This window comes from Aeromicrobium sp., assembly GCF_036676885.1.
Taxonomy (GTDB): Bacteria; Actinomycetota; Actinomycetes; order Propionibacteriales; family Nocardioidaceae; genus Aeromicrobium.
Map to the genome: position 1 here is coordinate 1 of NZ_JAKFCB010000138.1, position 3,313 is coordinate 3,313.

General features: G+C 69.5%; 2 protein-coding genes. One reads left to right on the forward strand and one right to left on the reverse strand.

Going from position 1 to position 3,313, the window contains the following annotated elements:
* Positions 1 to 2,552: aconitate hydratase AcnA (acnA, locus tag V6M46_RS07005; protein ID WP_332663253.1), on the reverse strand; the 2,552-nt coding region annotated here is incomplete at its 3' end.
* Positions 2,553 to 2,930: 378 nt separating this feature from the next.
* On the opposite strand from acnA, the gene V6M46_RS07010 reads away from it, so the two are divergent.
* A partial coding sequence (locus tag V6M46_RS07010; RefSeq protein ID WP_332663255.1) for a hypothetical protein occupies positions 2,931 to 3,313 on the forward strand: 383 nt, incomplete at its 3' end.

The following is a 3,313-nucleotide window of genomic DNA, read 5'->3' on the forward strand; positions in this document are numbered from 1 at the left end:
AGCGTTCCCGCGTTCTGTCCGGGCTTGAACTGCATCGGCAGCACGCCCATGCCGACCAGGTTGGACCGGTGGATGCGCTCGAAGCTCTCGGCGATCACCGCCTTCACGCCGAGCAGGTTGGTGCCCTTGGCGGCCCAGTCGCGCGACGAGCCGGTGCCGTACTCCTTGCCCGCCATCACCACCAGCGGCACCCCCTCGGCCTTGTAGCGCATCGCCGCGTCGTAGATCGGCAGCTTCTCGCCGGAGGGCTGGTGCAGCGTGTTGCCGCCTTCCTCGCCGCCGAGCATCAGGTTCTTGATGCGGATATTGGCGAAGGTGCCGCGGACCATGACGTCGTCGTTGCCGCGCCGGCTGCCGTAGCTGTTGAAGTCCGCCGGCTGCACCCCGCGCGACTGCAGGAAGCGTCCGGCCGGCGAGTCCTTCTTGATGTTGCCGGCGGGCGAGATGTGGTCGGTGGTGATCGAGTCGCCGAACAGCCCGAGCACGCGCGCGCCGCGGATGTCGCCGATGGTGCCGACCGACATCGTCATGCCGTCGAAGTACGGCGGGTTCTTGATGTACGTGGACGCCTCGTCCCATGCGTACGACTCGCCGTCGGGCGAGGCGATCTGGTTCCAGCGGGTGTCGCCCTTGAACACGTCGGCGTAGTTCTGCGCGAACAGTTCCGGCCCGACGGTGGCCGCGATCGTGTCGCCGATTTCCTTGTTGCTCGGCCAGATGTCGCGCAGGAACACCGCCTTGCCGTCGGGCGTGTGGCCGAGCGGGTCGCGGGTGAGGTCGATGTCGACCGTACCGGCGATCGCGTAGGCGACCACCAGCGGCGGCGACGCCAGGTAGTTCATCTTGACCTCGGGGTGCACGCGGCCCTCGAAGTTGCGGTTGCCCGACAGCACCGACGCGACGGCCAAGTCGTTCTCGGCGATGCCGCGCGACACTTCGTCGGGCAGCGGGCCGGAGTTGCCGATGCAGGTCGTGCAGCCATAGCCGACGACGTAGAAGCCGAGCGTCTCGAGATCGTCGAGCACGCCGGCCTTCTTCAGGTAGTCGGTGACCACCAGCGAGCCCGGGCCCAGCGAGGTCTTGACCCACGGCTTGGCCTTGAGGCCGAGCCGCGCGGCGTTGCGCGCGAGCAGGCCGGCGCCGAGCATCACCGCCGGATTCGACGTGTTGGTGCACGAGGTGATCGCGGCGATCACCACCGAGCCGTCGCACAGGTCGGCGTCCTGGTCGTGGATGCGGATCCGCGACGTCGGGCGCGCGGCGAGGTGTTCGGCCTGCGGCTGGTCGCCGCCCTCGGCGTCCATGCGCTTGACCTCGCCCCGGCGGGCCTGGCGCCCGGCCGTGAGCCCCTCGAGGCTGGCGTGGAAGTTCTCCTGGACCTTCTCGAGCAGCACGCGGTCCTGCGGCCGCTTCGGGCCGGCAAGCGACGGACGCACATCGCCGAGGTCGAGCTCGAGCGTGGTCGAGTAGTTTGCCTGCGGGGAGGTGGCGTCGTGCCACAGGCCCTGCGCCTTGGCGTAGGCCTCGACCAGCGCGATGTGGGCCTCGCTGCGGCCGGACAGGCGCAGGTAGGTCAGTGCCTCGGCATCGATCGGGAAGATGCCGCAGGTGGCGCCGTACTCCGGCGCCATGTTCGCGATCGTCGCGCGATCGGCCAGCGGCAGGTGCTGCAGGCCGTCGCCGAAGAACTCGACGAACTTGCCGACCACGCCGAGCGAACGGAGCATCTGGGTGACGGTCAGCACCAGGTCGGTCGCGGTCGCGCCTTCGGGCAGGCGACCGGTGAGCCTGAAGCCGACCACCTGCGGAATCAGCATCGACGACGGCTGGCCGAGCATCGCGGCCTCGGCCTCGATGCCGCCGACGCCCCAGCCGAGCACGCCGATGCCGTTGATCATCGTCGTGTGGCTGTCGGTGCCGAACACGGTGTCGGGGAACGCCTGCAGCTCCACGCGGCCGTCCGGCAGCGTCACCTCGCGCTCCATCACGACGCGGGCAAGGTGCTCGAGGTTGACCTGGTGGACGATGCCGGTGTTCGGTGGCACCACCTTGAAGTCGGCGAATGCCTTCTGGCCCCAGCGCAGGAACGCGTAGCGCTCCTTGTTGCGCTCGAACTCGATCTTGCCGTTGAGGTCGAGCGCGTCGGCGCGCCCGAACACGTCGACCTGCACCGAGTGGTCGATGACCAGCTCGGACGGGATCAGCGGGTTGATCTGGGACGGCTTGCCGCCCAGGCGGGCGACGGCGTCGCGCATCGCCGCCAGGTCAACCACGCACGGCACGCCGGTGAAGTCCTGCAGGACCACGCGCGCCGGCATGAAGGCAATCTCGGTGTCCGGCTCGGCCTTCGGGTCCCACTGGGCGACCGCCTCGATGTGCGCCGGCAGCACGCTGACGCCGTCCTCGTGCCGGAGCAGGTTCTCCAGCAGGATCTTCATCGAATACGGCAGGCGGGCGAGGTCGTAGCGCTCGCCGAGCACCGGCAGGCTGAAGTAGGTGAGGGCGCGACCGCCGAGTTCGAGCTGGCGGCGGGTCGAGAAGGAGTCGGACATGGGGGGCTCCCTGTGTGCGGGGACGGACGGCACCTGCGCAGGGCCGGGCGGGCGCTGCCGGTGGCAAGGGACATGGGGCCACGGGATTATCACGAAATCGCATTCAGGTCGCGTGTAACCACGACCAAGGTCGAAGGCTCCGCGTTTCGAAACGGGCCGCAAACCCTTGTCGCAAAAGGCCTGCGGGCATGGCTCGGGTTTGCCCGCAGGCCCATCGTCGGGCAAAATACGCACCCGGGATTGGCCGCCCTCCGAACGCACGCGCGTCGGCCGGCGTGGCTCCCGGTTCCTGTGTCGCCCTGTCTCCCGCGCACGCGGCCTCGCGGCCGCGCGTGGCGATGCGACGGGTGCCCTTCCGCCTCACCTGACGGGATTTCCATGCTCTCCAGCTACCGCCAACACGTTGCCGAGCGCGCCGCGCTGGGCATCCCGCCGCTGCCGCTGACCGCACAGCAGACCGCCGAGGTCATCGAGCTGCTGAAGCAGCCGCCGGCGGGCGAGGAGGGCTTCCTGCTCGACCTGATCACCCATCGCGTCCCGGCCGGCGTCGACGACGCCGCCAAGGTCAAGGCCTCGTACCTGGCCGCGGTCGCGTTCGGCACCGAAGCGAGCCCGCTGCTGAGCCGCGAGCGCGCGACGGAACTGCTGGGCACCATGCTCGGCGGCTACAACGTGCACCCGCTGGTCGAACTGCTCGACGACGCCGTCGTCGGCGGCATCGCCGCGAACGCGCTGAAGAACACCCTGCTGGTGTTCGACGC